The 15,305-nt window shown below is 41.0% G+C and carries 13 protein-coding genes; 2 read left to right on the top strand and 11 right to left on the bottom strand.

Annotated features, from left to right (window positions below):
• Positions 1 to 246: 246 nt before the first annotated feature.
• The 3 genes from ACOB80_RS12710 to fabB all read right to left on the bottom strand — a co-directional run bounded on the left by ACOB80_RS12710 (position 247) and on the right by fabB (position 3,912).
• Positions 247 to 1,266, bottom strand: a complete 1,020-nt coding sequence (locus tag ACOB80_RS12710) for an aspartate-semialdehyde dehydrogenase (protein WP_473166213.1) — start codon at positions 1,264 to 1,266, stop codon at positions 247 to 249.
• Between the two features lie 29 nt (positions 1,267 to 1,295).
• A complete protein-coding gene (locus ACOB80_RS12705) occupies positions 1,296 to 2,411 on the bottom strand; it encodes a 4-phosphoerythronate dehydrogenase (RefSeq protein WP_473166212.1) in 1,116 nt (371 codons plus the stop codon).
• 289 nt (positions 2,412 to 2,700) lie between these two features.
• On the bottom strand, positions 2,701 to 3,912 hold the full coding sequence (gene fabB, locus ACOB80_RS12700) for a beta-ketoacyl-ACP synthase I (RefSeq protein WP_473166211.1): 1,212 nt from the start codon (positions 3,910 to 3,912) through the stop codon (positions 2,701 to 2,703).
• Between the two features lie 143 nt (positions 3,913 to 4,055).
• On the opposite strand from fabB, the gene mnmC reads away from it, so the two are divergent.
• A complete protein-coding gene (gene mnmC / locus ACOB80_RS12695) occupies positions 4,056 to 6,080 on the top strand; it encodes a bifunctional tRNA (5-methylaminomethyl-2-thiouridine)(34)-methyltransferase MnmC2/FAD-dependent 5-carboxymethylaminomethyl-2-thiouridine(34) oxidoreductase MnmC1 (protein ID WP_473166210.1) in 2,025 nt (674 codons plus the stop codon).
• Positions 6,081 to 6,142: 62 nt separating this feature from the next.
• Here mnmC and ACOB80_RS12690 read toward each other — a convergent pair whose 3' ends face one another.
• The 4 genes from ACOB80_RS12690 to nhaA all read right to left on the bottom strand — a co-directional run bounded on the left by ACOB80_RS12690 (position 6,143) and on the right by nhaA (position 9,390).
• Positions 6,143 to 6,412, bottom strand: a complete 270-nt coding sequence (locus tag ACOB80_RS12690) for a YfcL family protein (RefSeq protein WP_473166209.1) — start codon at positions 6,410 to 6,412, stop codon at positions 6,143 to 6,145.
• Between the two features lie 26 nt (positions 6,413 to 6,438).
• Positions 6,439 to 7,566: an ATP-NAD kinase family protein gene (locus ACOB80_RS12685; RefSeq protein ID WP_473166208.1), complete on the bottom strand. Its 1,128-nt coding sequence runs from the start codon at positions 7,564 to 7,566 to the stop codon at positions 6,439 to 6,441.
• Positions 7,553 to 8,104, bottom strand: coding sequence for an elongation factor P hydroxylase (locus ACOB80_RS12680; RefSeq protein WP_473166207.1), 552 nt, complete (start codon positions 8,102 to 8,104; stop codon positions 7,553 to 7,555). The genes ACOB80_RS12685 and ACOB80_RS12680 overlap by 14 nt, the downstream gene beginning before the upstream one ends.
• Before the next feature lie 101 nt (positions 8,105 to 8,205).
• A complete protein-coding gene (gene nhaA / locus ACOB80_RS12675; RefSeq protein ID WP_473166206.1) occupies positions 8,206 to 9,390 on the bottom strand; it encodes a Na+/H+ antiporter NhaA in 1,185 nt (394 codons plus the stop codon).
• A gap of 243 nt (positions 9,391 to 9,633) precedes the next feature.
• On the opposite strand from nhaA, the gene ACOB80_RS12670 reads away from it, so the two are divergent.
• Positions 9,634 to 10,104 carry an Lrp/AsnC family transcriptional regulator gene (locus ACOB80_RS12670; RefSeq protein WP_473166205.1) on the top strand — a complete coding sequence of 157 codons (471 nt, stop codon included), beginning with the start codon at positions 9,634 to 9,636 and terminating at the stop codon, positions 10,102 to 10,104.
• A gap of 40 nt (positions 10,105 to 10,144) precedes the next feature.
• Here ACOB80_RS12670 and ACOB80_RS12665 read toward each other — a convergent pair whose 3' ends face one another.
• The 4 genes from ACOB80_RS12665 to grpE all read right to left on the bottom strand — a co-directional run bounded on the left by ACOB80_RS12665 (position 10,145) and on the right by grpE (position 15,281).
• Entirely contained in the window at positions 10,145 to 10,828 is a 684-nt protein-coding gene (locus ACOB80_RS12665) for a hypothetical protein (protein WP_473166204.1), read from the bottom strand.
• Positions 10,829 to 11,082: 254 nt separating this feature from the next.
• Positions 11,083 to 12,225 (bottom strand): molecular chaperone DnaJ, encoded by a 1,143-nt coding sequence (dnaJ, locus tag ACOB80_RS12660; protein WP_473166203.1) that lies wholly within the window; start codon positions 12,223 to 12,225, stop codon positions 11,083 to 11,085.
• A 269-nt stretch (positions 12,226 to 12,494) separates the two neighbouring features.
• A complete protein-coding gene (gene dnaK / locus ACOB80_RS12655; protein WP_473166202.1) occupies positions 12,495 to 14,435 on the bottom strand; it encodes a molecular chaperone DnaK in 1,941 nt (646 codons plus the stop codon).
• A 225-nt stretch (positions 14,436 to 14,660) separates the two neighbouring features.
• Positions 14,661 to 15,281 (bottom strand): nucleotide exchange factor GrpE, encoded by a 621-nt coding sequence (gene grpE, locus ACOB80_RS12650; RefSeq protein ID WP_473166201.1) that lies wholly within the window; start codon positions 15,279 to 15,281, stop codon positions 14,661 to 14,663.
• Positions 15,282 to 15,305: the final 24 nt, after the last annotated feature.

The following is a 15,305-nucleotide window of genomic DNA, read 5'->3' as shown; positions in this document are numbered from 1 at the left end:
GTTTTTATTTTTCTTTAGGGCGTGTTGATCTTTCAAGGCTATTTTTGCAGCAATTTATCATGTTTTTATACAAGACATGATAAATGCTGTCCTTTGGATTCGTTTAAATGCATTTTTCTCATTGTTACTTGCTCTGTGCGTAGAATAACTATGCGTATCACAAGTGCCGCGATAAAAACGCATTTAATCCGAACAAAATTTAACCCTGAAAGATCAACACGCCCTGGTAAAACAGTATTTAAGTTATTAACTTAAGTGCTCTTTAATCAATAATTCAGCAATTTGTACACTATTTGTTGCCGCGCCTTTACGAACATTATCCGCAACTACCCATAAGTTGATGCCGTTCGGATGGCTGATGTCTTCGCGAACACGACCAACGAATGTTGCGTCTACGCCACTGGCTTCGCCAATTTGTGTTGGGAAGTCTTCGTCTTTTTCGCAAAGTTCTACACCTTCAGCTGTTTTTAATAATTCTTTAACCTGCTCGGCAGATGTCTGTTCACGAGTTTCAATGTGAATAGCTTCTGCGTGACCGAAAAATACTGGTACGCGAACAGCTGTTGGGTTAACACGAATCGTGTCATCACCTAAAATTTTATTTGTTTCCCACACCATTTTCATTTCTTCTTTGGTGTAGCCGTTATCCTGAAATACATCTATTTGTGGGATCACGTTAAAGGCGATTTGACGAGAGAAATTCTTAGGCTCAATTGGCTTACCGCTAAGTAAATCAGCACATTGCTTAGCTAATTCGTCCATCGCTTCCTTACCAGCACCAGAAACTGATTGATAAGTACAGACGTTAATACGGTCAATACCTACAGCATCGTGAATAGGCTTTAACGCCACCATCATTTGAATAGTAGAACAGTTTGGGTTAGCGATAATGTTGCGGTTGCGGTAATCCGCTAATGCATCAGGATTAACTTCTGGCACAACTAGTGGAATATCTGGTTCATAGCGAAACTCAGAGGTGTTGTCGATTACGATACAGCCAGCATCACCTGCTTTAGGCGCAAATTTTGCCGATGTTGCGCCGCCAGCCGAGAAAAATCCAATTTGTGCCAAGCTAAAGTCAAAGGTATCTGCATCGATAACTTCAATACTTTCGCCGTTAAATTCAATTACTTCACCTGCTGAACGTGCACTTGCCAACGGGTAGAGTTTGTTTACAGGAAAATCTCTTTGCTCAAGAATTTCCATAATGGTTTTACCCACTAGCCCTGTTGCACCTAACACGCAAACATCATATTTCTGTGCCATTTTCTTTTTGTTCCTAAACTAGACAGTTCTTAATTAATAAATCCCAACCGATAAATCGGCGAATCAGTTGAGTCCTTATTTGTTTGTACCGATAAAGAAGAAAACTCCCTGCGAGCGGGGTAAGTTTTTCTAATATGGTCAAATCCAAATTCTTTTATTTGCTGACGAAAAATGTCATCGTCACGACGCACATCGTATACCATTTTCACCAGCTGTTTTAGTAGTTTTTCATCATACTTTCGTTGAATAACTACTTGGCTTAAATCAGCTTCAGGAAGAAAGTCGATTAACGACTTACTCGGCGTTTTCCCTAGATGATGACATAGTGCCTGATAAAGCATTTCTGTGCCACGAGCTTTTCCTTCTAAGCTATAACCAGCTATGTGTGCTGAGGCCAGATCACAATAAGGTAGCAGTGGCATCAAAATATTAGGCTCTCCCTCCCATACATCCAGCACTAGAGTTAACCCGTGGCCTGCTTTTTTCAATTCGAGCAATGCTTGGTTATCTATCACCTCACCGCGACACGCATTAATTAAAATTTGTTTTTCAGTTAATTTCGCCAATCGTTCTTGGTCGAGCAAATGGTAGGTCGCATGTTCGCCTTCCATTGTTTTTGGCACGTGTAAAGAAATGACATCACACGCGAGCACCTCTTCTAAAGAAGAGAACTCTCTAGTGTCGCCTTGCTCCGCTAGAATCGGATCACAAATTTTATACTTGATCCCACAAGCATCTAGCTTTTCACTTAATCGAGTACCAGTATTACCAGCACCAACAATGCCCACCGTTTTATCTAATAAAGAAAACTGGTATCTGTCAGATAAAACCGATAAAGCAGACATCACATACTCAGCTACAGAAACGGCATTACAACCGGGAGCAGAAGAAAAACCAATAGACTTACTTGCTAACAAAGGTTGGTCGATATGATCAACACCGATAGTGGCTGTGCCAACGAACGTTAATTTTTCAGCCTTACTGATTAAGGCGTCATTTACCTGAGTAATTGAACGCACTAATAAGACATCAGCCTCAGCTACCTGCTCTGCGGTAATTTCCCTTCCAGCAAAAGGCACAAGCTCACCGAACTCACTAAAAAATGAATCGGCATATGGCATATTTTCATCGTAAAAAATTTTCATTGGCTTCTGTATTTATTAATTTTCAACCGCTTTCTTTTATCGCCTAAATGGTACTTAATCAAGGCGTGGTTTGTTAAAGGTAGTTCGTCTACCTGTACAAACCAGCGTCAATACAATCCTCTATCAACGCTTACACAATTTTTTATCGCCTAAATGGGATTTAGTCGAGGCGTAGCTCGCGAAGTATAGTTCGCCTATACGAGCGAGTTACAACAAAGAATAAATTCCATTTAGGCATAAAAAAAGCCGTTAACTTGCGTTAACGGCTTTATACGAACCGCTAACGGATCTATTTGTATTTCTTCATCACTAAGGTCGCATTCGTGCCACCGAAACCAAAGCTGTTAGACATAGCTAAGTCTACGTTTGCTTCACGAGTTTCAGTGACGATATCTAAACCTTCAGCTTGCTCATCTTTTGTTTCAACGTTAATTGAAGGTGCAATAAAGTTATGCTCCATCATTAATAACGTATAGATAGCTTCGTGAACACCAGCAGCACCTAAAGCGTGACCTGTCATCGCCTTTGTTGCGCTGATTGCCGGAGATTCATTACCGAATAGTTCTTGAATCGCGCCTAGTTCTTTAACATCACCCACAGGAGTAGACGTACCGTGCGTGTTTAAGTAATCAACTTTACCTTCAACGCCTTGCATTGCTTGTTGCATACAACGAACAGCGCCTTCACCACTTGGAGCAACCATGTCGTAACCGTCAGAAGTCGCACCGTAACCAACGATTTCAGCGTAAATATGTGCGCCACGAGCTAAAGCGTGCTCTAACTCTTCAACAACAACCATTCCGCCGCCGCCAGAGATTACAAAACCATCACGGTCAGCATCATAAGTACGAGAAGCGCGATCTGGTGTGTCATTATACTTAGTTGATAATGCGCCCATTGCGTCAAACATCATGGCTAATGACCAATCTAATTCTTCACCACCACCAGCAAATACGATGTCTTGCTTACCTAATTGGATAAGCTCAGCTGCATTGCCGATACAATGTGCACTTGTTGCACAAGCAGAGCTAATTGAATAGTTAACACCTTTAATTTTATAAGGAGTCGCTAAACACGCTGATACTGTGCTCGACATTGTTTTAGGCACAGCGTAAGGGCCAACGCGTTTAACACCACGGCTACGAAGTGTGTCAACTGAACTGACGATATTATAAGAAGATGCACCACCAGAGCCCGCAACAATACCCGTTCTTACGTTAGATACTTGCTCTTCTGTTAATTTCGCATCTTTAATTGCTTCGTCCATGGCAACATATGCATAACCTGCAGCATCACCCATAAAGCGAAATGCTTTACGATCGATATGGTCTTTACACTCTAGGGTTGGATTACCCCAAACTTGGCTACGAAGGCCTTGCTCTTCGAAGCTATCAGATTTGGTAATACCCGAACGTCCTGCTTTTAATGACGCAAGTACTTCTTCTGCGTTATTACCAATACTTGATACAATACCTAAACCGGTGATTACAACACGTTTCATTTAATCAACTCATCGCTATTTTTTTAAAAATCGGGCGTATGATACAGACTTTTGCCCGCCTAACTGGTCTGTCCAGCGTACACTTGTACACTGATTTTTGCAAACCATGACAATGGGCACCAAGTATAGGTAAAATAAACGTCTTGTATAGCAGTATTTTAGTGATTGCACATAACGTGAGCAAAAATAGCGATATTATTTTTCAACCAGACGGTTCTCCTTACTCAAATCAGTTCGACGATATCTATTTTGATACCGAATCTGGCTGCTTGCAGAGCGAACGCGTATTTATTCAAGGTAACAAGATTGCAGAAAAACTTCTGCACTTCACAAACACTTTAGTGATTGGTGAAACAGGCTTTGGTACCGGATTAAACTTTTTACTTACCTTATCGCTATACCGTGCACTTGAAGTACAAGGTCAATCGCCTGCGCCGATTCATTTTATTAGTACCGAAAAATATCCGTTAACGAAAAAGCAGTTGCAACAATCGCTTGATTGTTTACCTCATCTCACTGAATTTTCCAATTTACTTATTAACGCTTATCCAGAAATCCTTGAGCAAACTAGTGATTTCACTTTCTTTGATAATAAAATCAAACTCACGATTCTAGTTGGCGATTCCACAGAAAGTTTTAGTCAGCTTAAGGTACCTTCAAAAGGCCCTAAACAAGGAATAGTAGACGCATGGTATTTAGATGGCTTTTCGCCTAGTAAAAATCCGGCCATGTGGCAACCAGAACTATTCGAACAACTTGGGCGATTATCAAAAGCTGAAGCGAGTGTTGCTACCTTTACAGTGGCGGGCATTGTTCGCCGAGGCCTGACTAACAATGGCTTTCGCGTACAAAGGCAAAGTTACGGCGGTAAGAAAAAAGAAATTTTAACCGGGATTTTTCAGCAAAGTGTCAAATTTGGTAAAAGCTATCAGTTACGACCTGTTGCCACTAAACCTCAACACGTCACAATAATTGGTGGTGGCATTGCCAGTGCTTGTGCTGCGTGGTCATTAGTACAAAAAGACATAAAAGTGACCTTATTGTGTAAAGATGAGGAACTTGCTCAAGGTGCTTCAAGCAATCACATTGGTGCTTTGTACCCGTTAATTCATCAAACACAAGATGATATTAGTTTGTTTTATCAACAAGCCCTTGAGCATGCCCGTAGCTTTTATCAATCATTGTTAGATACCGATCATCAATTTGCGCACCAGTGGTGCGGACTATTGGAGCTATCTTTCAACGAAAAGCTTAAAAAACGTGAACAAGGGTTAGCCGATAAAAATTTGTGGCCTGAGTCCCTAATTCGATCCGTAACAGCAGAGCAAGCCTCTCAACTGTCGGGAATTACACTGAATCACTCTGGACTATATATCGAAAAAGCTGGTTGGATAGCACCTGCCGAACTAGTAAACGCTATTTTTAACGCCGCGAAAGCTACGGGGTTATTAAAAGTAAAAACGCGCGTCTCTGTTAATACGTTGCTCCAGCTAGATGACGGTAAGTGGCAGCTTGACACTAACAAAGGGAAATTAAAAGCCAGTAATCTTGTTATTGCTTCTGGTGCAGACAAAATAGAACACAGCGAACTTAATAATCTACCAACTTACCCTGTTCGTGGACAGTTATCAGTCATGAATACCAATAAAGCAGTGTCATCATTATCGACGGTAATTTGCCACAAAGGCTATCTAACACCATCTTATCAAGACAAGCACTGTATCGGAGCAACTTTTGATAAATTAAGTACTGATACCCAAGCTAACGAACAAAGTGATCAATACAATTTAGCCATGTTAACCGAGTCAATGAACACTAATTTTGGCTGGAACAAGCTGGACATAGCAGAAAGTAAAGCAAGAGTCCGCTGCATGACACCAGATCATCTGCCTATCGTTGGACCTATGGCAAAAACAGAAGAATACCCTAAACTGTATCCACATTTAGCCAAAGATAAAAATTGGCGATATGAGCAGCAAGCTCCTTACCTAGATAACTTATACGTGTTAACAGGATTAGGCGCTAGAGGGTTGTGCTCTGCGCCACTATTGGCAGATATTCTCGTTGCTGATCTTTGCGGTACGCCTTATCCAGTGGGTAATGATATGCTCTTTAATTTATCGACAAATCGATTTGTTATCAGAGATATTATTAAGCGTAAAACCTAGCAAGAATAAACCTAACCTGACTACGTTAACTGGCGCAATGCTTTATAACGCCAGAAACTGTTTTAACTAAAGTTTGCACTCAGACCAGCCCAGTAGTTTTGTACTAAGGTTTGGTCTGCTGGGGTTAGTTCACTTTTTGACGCTAGTAGCTTCTCGGTTACTTTACCCGCCAAGGCACTTGAAAGAGGCTGGCTTTCATCACCAAATTCTGCTGCAACTAAGGCAATAAATCCCCTAATATAACTTGAGGCAAACAAATCATCAGCCGAAGCGTCTTGCTCAGCCAGTTGATCAAAATAAAGATAAAGTTCAGTCAAATTAGTAAAGTTCAAAGTCAAATTCCTACGTTGAGTATTCGTTATTCAGGGCTAGCAACAGGGTAAAGTACTTGATCGTTGTAACCGGTAATAATAGGCATATAACCTGATAGCTCTTGATCAAGCTCTGCGTCACCAGTATCGGCAATCAAAGGTCTTGCATTAAGCGCATTTAATTTGGTTTTGGTGGCAATAATATAAATATTATCTCGACCGATTTTGCGTATAACACGTGGGCTAAGTTGCTGATTGCCACGGCCAAAAATATGACCTTGCCCACCAATTAAAGTGATCACTAATTTAGTATCAGGAAATTGTTCGAGGTGCTGCCATAATTCTGGCTCAGTAACGTCGCTTGCCACTAAGTCTTGCTCATGTACTAAATCAACTCCAAGCAAGGTGTTATCTAAGCCTAACTCTTCCATCAAAAAGGCGGTAGTTGAACCTGAACCAATAACAAACAGCTCATCATCCATTTTACTAATTACGTCGGCAGCAATATCTTGCAACACCAACTCATCAGACTCTTTACCGCCTGATTTCACCGCCTGAACATACCTGAGTTCTGCAGGTACTTGCATCTCACCGTAGCGTTTTGCTTTAACAACACCTTCTCTGAATAATGACTCATCAATATCCATGACATCCGCTTCAGTTAACGTAACTAATTGGTTGGTCACCATCAGCTCAACAATACGACCAGCCGCTTTAGGTGTTATTGCATATACACCTGAATGAATTTTACAACCTGCTGGAATCCCTAATACAGGGAAGGTATCCCCTACTTTATGGCAAACATTTCTCGCCGTACCATCACCACCAGCAAATAGCAGTAGATCAACACCTTGCTCTAACAAAGCATCAACAGCACTTTCAGTGTCTTCTGGCGTGGTATTTTCACTCGTGGTTTGATAAATCTCTTCAACTTTAAAGCCTAACTCTATGGCAGCCTTTGCCCCCATATCACCACTAACGGTAAAAATGGTAATTTGTTCTTGGTATGGCAATAAAATCTCCAACGCCATTTTAGCTCTATCGTTAGACTTTGCTACAGCGCCTAATACTTTTGCTTTTTCAGCAATACCTTCACCATCGCTGCCTTTTAAAGCTACGCTGCCGCCGATACCGGCGATGGGGTTAATTATAAATCCTAACTTAAACATGGGCATACAACTCTTTGTCTAACTCAAATAACGATGCAGTCTGTGGCAATGGGCTTTGATAAAATTCAGCTAATGCTTGAATAAATTGTTGCGCTCTAACTGGAAAACCATTAGCTAAATATTCTAGTACTTGTTGGTGGACCTTCCCTCTAAAAGCAACGGTGTCTGAGCCTGCTCCATTTAGGTTATCGGCAGAGACATTAAACTTTAATCGAGCGGCAACACTAAACGCCCACTCAATAGCTTGTGGTTTAATTTCCACTTGTTCAAAATTCATTTGTTGCTCTTCGCTTCTGCCGTCAGGCAAATACCAATAACCAAAATCTTCTAGTTTTCTGCGCTCTTCACCAGCAATACACCAGTGAGCAATTTCGTGTAGAGCACTTGAAAAATAACCATGCGCAAACACTACTTGGTTAAAATCACATGCTTTACTCGCAGGAAGGTAGATAGGTTCATCATCCCCTTTTATCAACTTTGTATTAAAGTCTTTGAAAAAAGTTTGTTCGAACAAAGCAATGAGATCTTGATATTTATGCTGCATAAAGAAATAACAAGCGAAATAATGTCGGTATTTTAACGAAAAATGGCGATAGTTACATCGCCATTTTGTTAGATTTAGAAAAGTTATTGTTTGAAAAGGTGCTAATCCTTCTGCTCTGGCAGTTTTTGTACTTGATGACGAATTAATAAATACCCCATCAGACCAGAGATAATTGAACCGACAACAATGCCTAAACGATCTTGGAATATTAAGTTTTCGCCCGTCTGTTCAAACGCTAGCGAGCCAATAAATAAACTCATGGTAAAACCAACACCACAAAGCATAGCCACACCATACAACAATGGCCAATTCACGTTTTCAGGTAACTTAGCAATACCGAGTTTTATGGCTACAAAACAGAAGCCAAACACACCTAACTGTTTACCTAACAGTAAGCCGACAATAATCCCCAACGGTACTGGTGAGGTAATTTGTTCTATTCCAACACCGGCAAAGCTGATACCCGCATTGGCAAAGGCAAATATAGGCAAAATAATAAAGGCCACCATTGAGTGCAGGTTGTGCTCTAAACTTTTCAGGGGCGACGGCTCGCCCTCTTTGCCTTTCATCGGAATAAATAAGGCTAAGATAACGCCTGCTAGCGTTGCATGAACACCAGACTTTAACACCGCAACCCACAGAATAATGCCGAAGAATATATAAGGCGCTGTATCGGTAACACCTCGTCTATTAATGGTAAATACAATTGCTAGAATGACGGCGCTGACAATTAATGATGTCATTGAAAGTTGCTCTGTGTAGAACAAGGCAATAACAATTATCGCTCCTAAGTCGTCAAAAATAGCCAATGAGGTTAAAAAGACTTTAAGTTGTAATGGGACACGAGAGCCGATAATAGCCAAAATACCCAAAGCGAAAGCAATGTCAGTTGCCGTTGGTATCGCCCAGCCATTTAGCGCTTGAGGGTTATCCCAGTTAAAATAGGCGTAACAGGCGGCAGGCACTAACATACCGCCAACAGCACCAATTGCAGGTAAGGTTATTTGCCCCGGCTGAGATAAATCGCCATCTAAAAACTCTCGCTTTAGCTCAAGGCCAACTAAGAAAAAGAACAGCGCCATCAAACCGTCATTGATCCACAGTAATAAAGGCTTTGCAATTTCAAAGGTACCGACAGCGACAACTACAGGAACATCGAGAAGTAAGTCGTAATACGGAGAAAGTGGCGAGTTAGCTATTATCATGGCGAGCACAGCGGCTCCCATCAGAATTAAACCACTCGCGGCTTCTAACTTAAGGAAATCTTGAATTGATTTTATTGGCATAAATTACCTAGTCGTTGTTTTTAAATACAATGAAAAAAATAAACGTGAGACATATTATGTCAAATTATTCACTTACTCAATCTAAATCGGTCAAGCTTTACAATCATTAACACAAATCGTATGCAAAAAATTCGGAAAAAAGCCCAATTCTCGACATTAATTTCTTTGTAACTAAGAAAGTACTAGTTTTACTGACAAAAATAAGTGTAGTATGAATCTCAACAAGGGAGAAATTTTGCCAGTATGAAAAAATTAGATGATATTGATTTACGCATTCTTACTATGCTCTACAAAGATGCGGATATCACCAATAAAGAATTAGCCGGACAAATAGGTATTGCGCCTTCAACCTGTTTAGAGCGGGTAAAAAGAATGAAGAGCCACGGCATAATCAAAGGCGCATTTGTTGATATTAATTTTAAAAACATCGGCGGTAATATCGAAGCAATAGCGGCGATTCGCCTTCAACCGTATTCAGAAGAGATTGTTAATAAACTAAGGGATGATCTACTGCAACTACCTGAAATTGTCAGCCTATACCATATGGGTGGCAATTATGATTACTTTATTCACATGGCAGTAAAGGATAGTGAACATTTACGACAGTTCGTCTTTAACGCTATTACCTCACGAGACGAAGTACAAACAGTTGAAACTTCACTTATCTTCGAACATAGCAGAAGTGGCGTGCTGCCTAACTTTGTCGAAGATTAGATTATAACGAAATGAATATGATTTTAATGAAAAAGCACGGTTAATAACCGTGCTTTTCTTTATGTTCGAAATCTTGTGTTTCGTAATAGAGTGGTTTCATCGTGCCGCAATTAATAAACTTATATTGCAGCTCTTTTTCAGATGGTACAACTTTAGACGTTTTAAACTTTTGTAAACAAGCTCCTTCCAAATCAACATGCATGATGTGGTCGAAGCTTGGTGTTTCTGTGATTTTGTGAATATATAGGCGTTGCGTTCTTCCTACTTCAATCATGTCGTACTCCTGCCACTTGGAAGCCTTAGATAAATCTTTTAATTCGCGAACATAGAGTTGTTTATCAAAAACAATTTCCTTGTCTTTATAAACTAATTCACCATCTCGCTCAAAGTGACCACGGTACACATCGGCCTTAATCGTCATTTTCTCACCACGCATTAAACGTTGTAAATTAAACTCCTGAGGCTTGATAGTGACAAAGCCACCGTCTCTGATCATATTTAAGAAGTGTACTTCTTTACTTTCAATTTTATAGACAAGCTGCACATTATGAGGCTTTCTATACAATGGCAAATGAGACGCGTAAATACGCGATCCCTGTGTCATCAATACCATCCCATGAATACCAACGTACTCAGGATCTAAAGGCGGGAGCTCTTTTTTATCTTCAGCAACAGCGGTGAATGAAAGTGCGAAAATAAGGAAGGTGAATAATTTACTACGCATGATTGAAATCTATAAAGGACGGAAATGAAATTATAGTCGCCAACCGCCAAACTTGAAACATTGACGTTACAAATTTTCTACCTAAAAAAGCTTAAAACTAAAAAGGCCTGCATATGCAGGCCTAATATAAATAAAAAATGTAAGAGATATATTTTTCTAACTATTTTTACCTTTTTTCAAGGCTGAAATACGCAGCGTACAAGTGATACGTGAGTATTTCAAACGCAGAAAAAAGTGATAAATAGGACGATAAATTAGCTCTTAAGGTCGTCGAAGAACTTCTTGACACTATCAAAGAACCCTGTCTCTTTCGGGCTATGGCTCTTCGAACTATTACTCATTTTCGATTCTAACGATCGAAGCAATTCAACTTGGTCACCTGTTAAATTAACTGGCGTTTCCACTACAACTTTACACATTAAGTCACCTGTTGAGTGGCTGCGAACCGACTTAACGCCTTTGCCACGTAATCGGAACATTTTGCCCGTTTGCGTTTCTTTAGGCACTTTAAGCTTCACTTTACCTTCTAGCGTAGGTACTTCAATTTCACCACCTAAAGCCGCTGTTGCGAAGCTAATCGGCATTTCGCAGTAAAGGTTGTTTTCGTCACGGACGAAAATAGGATGATCTTTTACATGTACTTGTACATATAAGTCACCCGCTGGTGCGCCTTGTTCACCTGCTTCACCTTCGCCTGATAAGCGAATACGATCGCCAGTATCAACACCCGCTGGGATCTTAGCGTTAAGTGTCTTAGTTTTCTGAACGCGGCCTTGACCATGACATGAGTTACAAGGGTCAGAAATAACCTTACCTTTACCATTACAAGTTGGACAGGTCTGCTGTACAGCAAACATACCTTGACGCATCTGCACCTGGCCGTGACCGTGACACGTGCCACACGTTTTCGGTTGCGTACCTTTTTTCGCGCCAGAGCCATCACAAGAGTCACAGTGAACATAAGTAGGTACTTTAATTTCTACCGACTTACCTTTAACGGCTTCTTCTAATGTCATTTCTAAGTTGTAGCGTAAATCGCTACCACGGCGTGCGCGTTGACCGCCACCACCGCCACGACGACCGCCACCGAAGATATCGCCGAATACGTCACCGAAAATATCACCAAAGTCAGCGCCGCCACCGAAGCCGCCACCGCCGCCCATGCCACCTTGTTCAAAGGCTGCATGACCGTATTGGTCGTAAGCTGCACGTTTTTGATCGTCGTTAAGCACCTCATAAGCTTCTTTAATCTGCTTAAAGGTCTCTTCTTTATCTTTATCACCTTGCGTACGGTCTGGATGATACTTCATCGCAAGGCGTTTATATGCCTTCTTAATGTCACGCTCAGACGCATCTTTGGCAACGCCTAGCGTTTCATAATAATCTTTCTTTGACATAATATAATCTTTCTATTTACCGCTAATTTTCGAAAATTAATTTGTTTATCGGCTTTCAAAACCAGTAAAGAAATTACTTCTAAATCTATATCTTCTTAAAATCATAAAGCGTCGAATGACGACGCTTTATCTCATTAAACAACGATTTTTTGTTTTGATTGTTTGTTGTGATTTCGCTCTAGGTCTAGGCGAAAGCGCGCAGCATACAAATGTATGTGAGCACTTTCAACACCGACATCGAGTGAAAGCACTCAAACAATCGAACAAAATTACTTATCGTCTTTAACTTCCTCGAACTCTGCGTCAACTACGTCGTCCGCTGGTTGCGCGCCAGCATCTTGAGCTTGACCAGCATCAGCACCTGGTTGTGCACCTGCACCGCCTTGCGCTTGAGCTTTCGCTTGAGCAATTTCCATTAACTTAGCAGATGCTTCAATTAATGCTTGTTGCTTAGCATCGATAGCTTCTTTGTCGTCGCCTTTAATTGCTTCTTCTAGTTCAGCAATTGCCGCTTCGATTTTCTCTTTGTCTTCAGCTGGTAAGTCGTCACCTGCTTCAGTAATTTGAGTCTTAGTTGCGTGAATCATGCCATCAGCTTGGTTACGCGCAGTCACTAACTCTTCGAACTTAGCATCAGCATCAGCATTCGCTTCCGCGTCGCGTACCATTTGTTCTACTTCGTCATCCGATAAACCAGAAGATGCTTTGATCGTGATCTTTTGCTCTTTACCTGTGTTCTTGTCTTTAGCAGACACATGTAAGATACCGTCAGCATCAATATCGAAAGTTACTTCGATTTGAGGCATACCACGAGGAGCAGCATCAATACCTTCTAGGTTAAACTGACCAAGAGATTTGTTAGCACTTGCTTGCTTACGCTCACCTTGTAATACGTGAACAGTTACCGCAGCTTGGTTATCTTCAGCTGTTGAGAACGTTTGCGATTGCTTTGTAGGAATCGTAGTGTTCTTGTCGATAACTTTAGTCATCACACCACCCATTGTCTCAATACCTAGAGATAATGGAGTAACGTCTAGTAAAAGAACGTCTGTTACGTCACCTGCTAATACACCTGCTTGTACAGCTGCACCAGAAGCTACTGCTTCATCAGGGTTAACGTCTTTACGAGGCTCTTTGCCGAAGAAGTCAGTTACTACTTGTTGTACAAGTGGCATACGTGTTTGACCACCAACTAAAATAACGTCAGAAACGTCTGAAGTTGAAAGGTCTGCATCAGCTAGTGCAGTTTTTAACGGCTCAAGCGTCGCTTTAACCATGTCTTCAACTAATGACTCTAACTTAGCGCGAGTCACTTTGATGTTCATGTGCTTAGGACCAGTCGCGTCAGCAGTAACGTAAGGAAGGTTTACGTCAGTTTGTTGTGCTGAAGAAAGCTCACATTTTGCTTTTTCAGCAGCTTCTTTAACACGTTGCATCGCTAATGGGTCAGTTTTAAGGTCAAGACCTTGGTCTTTCTTAAACTCGTCTACTAAGTAGTTAATTAAACGGTTATCGAAATCTTCACCACCTAAGTGCGTGTCACCGTTAGTCGCAAGTACTTCAAACGTGTGCTCGCCTTCAACTTCATCAATCTCGATAATTGAGATATCGAATGTACCACCACCTAAGTCATATACAGCAACTACTTTATCGCCTTGTTGCTTGTCCATGCCGTAAGCAAGAGCAGCAGCAGTTGGCTCGTTGATAATACGCTTAACTTCTAAACCAGCGATACGACCCGCATCTTTAGTTGCTTGACGTTGTGAATCGTTAAAGTAAGCAGGAACAGTAATTACTGCTTCAGAAACTGTTTCACCTAAGAAGTCTTCTGCTGTTTTCTTCATTTTCTTCAGAACTTCAGCTGAAACTTGTGGTGGCGCCATTTTTTCGCCTTTCGCTTCAACCCATGCATCACCATTGTCTGCTTTAGCAATACCGAATGGCATGATGTCGATGTCACGCTGAACTTCTTTGTCTTCAAAGCGACGACCAATTAAACGCTTGATTGCGAATAATGTGTTTTTAGGGTTTGTTACCGCTTGACGTTTTGCAGGTTGACCAACAAGTGTCTCACCTTCGTCTGTATAAGCGATAATTGAAGGAGTAGTACGATCGCCTTCCGCGTTTTCAATAACACGTACACTTTCACCGTCTAGAACAGCTACACATGAGTTAGTTGTCCCTAGGTCAATACCGATAATTTTGCCCATCTTAAGGATCTCCGAATTCTATCAATACAATTAATTTCTTTGTTGAACCAATTAGTGGGGGCTGAAAAAACGTTTTCAACCACAAAATGTGAAAAAAACTGATTTTTGTGACAATTTTTTTGCATTTTTCCGGTCGAGACCAGAAAAGTTGCGTGCCAGAAACAAAAAAGCCAGGCATTTGCCTGACTTTTCAGATTGTTTTAAAGCGGATTAAGCTGTTAAAGCTTATGCTTGTGTATCAACACTGCTCGCTTTTGACACCATCACCATTGCAGGGCGAATTAAACGTCCATTTAACTCGTAACCTTTTTGCATCACTGCAATAACAGTATTAGGTGCTACACCTTCAACTTCTTGCATTGACATGGCTTGATGTAATTCAGGGTTGAACGGTTGGTCTTGCGGGTCTACCGCAGTAACGCCAGACTTTTCTAAAGAAGAAAGTAAGCCTTGGTACGTTAACTCAATGCCTTCAAGCATAGCTTTTTGCGCTTCATCTTCTTTATCGATGCTTTGTAAAGCACGCTCAAGGTTGTCAACGGTAGTTAGCATTTCGCCAGCGAACTTTTCTAAAGCAAACTTACGTGCTTTTTCAACATCTTGCGCACTGCGGCGACGAATGTTGTCAACTTCAGCTTTTGCGCGAATAACTGAATCTTTTTGGTCAGCAACGGTTGCTTGCGCCGCAGCTAACGCTAATTCTAATTCGTTAATTTTTTCTTGTTCTTCAGAGATAACTTCATGAGCATGGTCGTGCTGCTCTTCAACTTGCTCTTCAGCTTCTTTTATAATTTCTTCTGCTGCGATTTCTTCAGCAGTTTTATTTTCGTGTGATTCGTTAGACATGAAACAGCTCCAAAATAACTCTTT

The organism is Thalassotalea coralli (assembly GCF_055786205.1).
This window is presented reverse-complemented; position numbering and strand designations above follow the sequence as displayed.

What these genes read in the sequence shown, in the direction of transcription:
- dnaJ (WP_473166203.1), bottom strand. Translation starts at nt 12,225, where the DNA reads ATGTCAAAGAAAGATTATTATGAAACGCTAGGCGTTGCCAAAGATGCG.
- fabB (WP_473166211.1), bottom strand. Translation starts at nt 3,912, where the DNA reads ATGAAACGTGTTGTAATCACCGGTTTAGGTATTGTATCAAGTATTGGT.
- ACOB80_RS12685 (WP_473166208.1), bottom strand. Translation starts at nt 7,566, where the DNA reads ATGCCCATGTTTAAGTTAGGATTTATAATTAACCCCATCGCCGGTATC.
- nhaA (WP_473166206.1), bottom strand. Translation starts at nt 9,390, where the DNA reads ATGCCAATAAAATCAATTCAAGATTTCCTTAAGTTAGAAGCCGCGAGT.
- ACOB80_RS12710 (WP_473166213.1), bottom strand. Translation starts at nt 1,266, where the DNA reads ATGGCACAGAAATATGATGTTTGCGTGTTAGGTGCAACAGGGCTAGTG.
- ACOB80_RS12680 (WP_473166207.1), bottom strand. Translation starts at nt 8,104, where the DNA reads ATGCAGCATAAATATCAAGATCTCATTGCTTTGTTCGAACAAACTTTT.
- ACOB80_RS12665 (WP_473166204.1), bottom strand. Translation starts at nt 10,828, where the DNA reads ATGCGTAGTAAATTATTCACCTTCCTTATTTTCGCACTTTCATTCACC.
- grpE (WP_473166201.1), bottom strand. Translation starts at nt 15,281, where the DNA reads ATGTCTAACGAATCACACGAAAATAAAACTGCTGAAGAAATCGCAGCA.
- ACOB80_RS12670 (WP_473166205.1), top strand. Translation starts at nt 9,634, where the DNA reads ATGAAAAAATTAGATGATATTGATTTACGCATTCTTACTATGCTCTAC.
- ACOB80_RS12705 (WP_473166212.1), bottom strand. Translation starts at nt 2,411, where the DNA reads ATGAAAATTTTTTACGATGAAAATATGCCATATGCCGATTCATTTTTT.
- dnaK (WP_473166202.1), bottom strand. Translation starts at nt 14,435, where the DNA reads ATGGGCAAAATTATCGGTATTGACCTAGGGACAACTAACTCATGTGTA.